Origin of the sequence: Vibrio sp. V39_P1S14PM300, from assembly GCF_009904765.1 — a bacterium.
Lineage (GTDB): Bacteria > Pseudomonadota > Gammaproteobacteria > Enterobacterales > Vibrionaceae > Vibrio > Vibrio proteolyticus.
The window spans coordinates 1-1,436 of record NZ_WXWP01000129.1 but is presented as its reverse complement, the minus strand read 5'-3'; the positions used below and the strand labels follow the sequence as shown (position 1 = coordinate 1,436).

The window sequence follows — 1,436 nt, the reverse complement described above, 5'->3', positions numbered from 1 at the left end:
AGCACACTCATCCAATTTGGAACTCTTTGAGTCTGGCCGTAGGCAAGAAACCCATTTACCTGTGTTCAGATAAATGCCGCAACGCATAAGTATATCAGTCACAAACGAAAATAGGCAGCAAATGCTGCCTATTTTTAATGAGTTAGCGTTAAATTTCGTCAAACTGACTCAATAACGCAAACACGCATTACTGGCCGGCTTTGAGTTTCATGAAGTAGTCTTCATACTTAACTGTCTTATCCCCCACAGCCGCTTGCCATTCCACGCGATCCAGGTCTTCCTGGGAAGGGAACAGTGCCGGAATGTCACTGAATTTGTCGTTTGACGCCTTCACCGCGGTCAGGTAGCCCGTGTCACGAGAGATCTGTTCCGCAATTTCAGGACGCAACAAAAAATCGATCATCTTGTGCGCCGCCTCAACGTTCTTCGCTGTTGATGTAATCGCAAAGTTATCAACCCAGCCGATACCGCCTTCTTTCGGGAAAACTAACTTCAGTGGCAAGCCTTCTTTTTGAGCCGCTGCCGCGCTGCCGTTCCACAGCATACCTAAACCGACTTCACCAGACAGGTATGGCGCAGCAGGGTTGTCAGAGTTAAACACCAGAACGTTAGGCATCAGCTTCTTGAGTTCTTCATAGGCTTCGTCGATCTGCTTGTCGTCTGTGGTATTACCAGAGTAACCCAGTTTACGCAGTGCAATGTGGAACACTTCACGCGTGTCGTCCATCAGCATCAGTTGGCCTTCAAGTTCCGGCTTCCACAAGTCCGCCCAGCTTTGGAAATCTTCTGGATCGTACATATCAGTATTGACCGCCAATCCCGTAATAGCGACGACGTGTGGAATAGAGTAGTCGTTGTTTGGATCGTAAGGTTTATCCAGATAGTTAGGATCCAGGTTTTTGAAGTTCGACAGCTTCGATTTGTCGATCTTCTGTAGCATGCCTTCATCACGCATCTTCGATACGAAGTAGGTGGACGGCACAACCAAATCGTAACCCTGATTATGCGTCTTTAGCTTGGCATACAAAGTCTCGTTTGACTCGTAAGTCGAGTAGATGACTTTGATACCTGTTTCTTTGGTAAATTGTTCCAGAAGGCTGCTGTTGATGTACGGCCCCCAGTTCATAAATACCAGTTCCTTGTTTTCGTCCGCCTGAACTGTTCCTGAGAACAAAGACAGCGCACATGCACTACCAGCTAATAAAGTAGCCCATTTTTTCATTTACGTTAGCTCCAAACCAAACGTTGCCTATTGCATAACTATAGGCGTTAGATAGAAAAACAGAATGACAAAAATGCCATTCTGTTCGTAGTGTTGATTCTTTCAATCACTCGTGAATTTTACTTCACTTTTTCTCTGGCTAACAACTGAGAAATGATCACCAGAGCTAAAGAAACAACCAACATAATGGTAGCAAGGGCATTCACCTCTGGAG

1 protein-coding gene is annotated in these 1,436 nt (G+C 45.7%); it reads right to left on the bottom strand.

Annotation, left to right across the window (positions count from 1 at the left end):
- Window positions 1–187 precede the first annotated feature (187 nt).
- Window positions 188–1,222 carry an extracellular solute-binding protein gene (locus CAG65_RS06310; protein ID WP_021703280.1) on the bottom strand — a complete coding sequence of 345 codons (1,035 nt, stop codon included), beginning with the start codon at window positions 1,220–1,222 and terminating at the stop codon, window positions 188–190.
- Window positions 1,223–1,436: the final 214 nt, after the last annotated feature.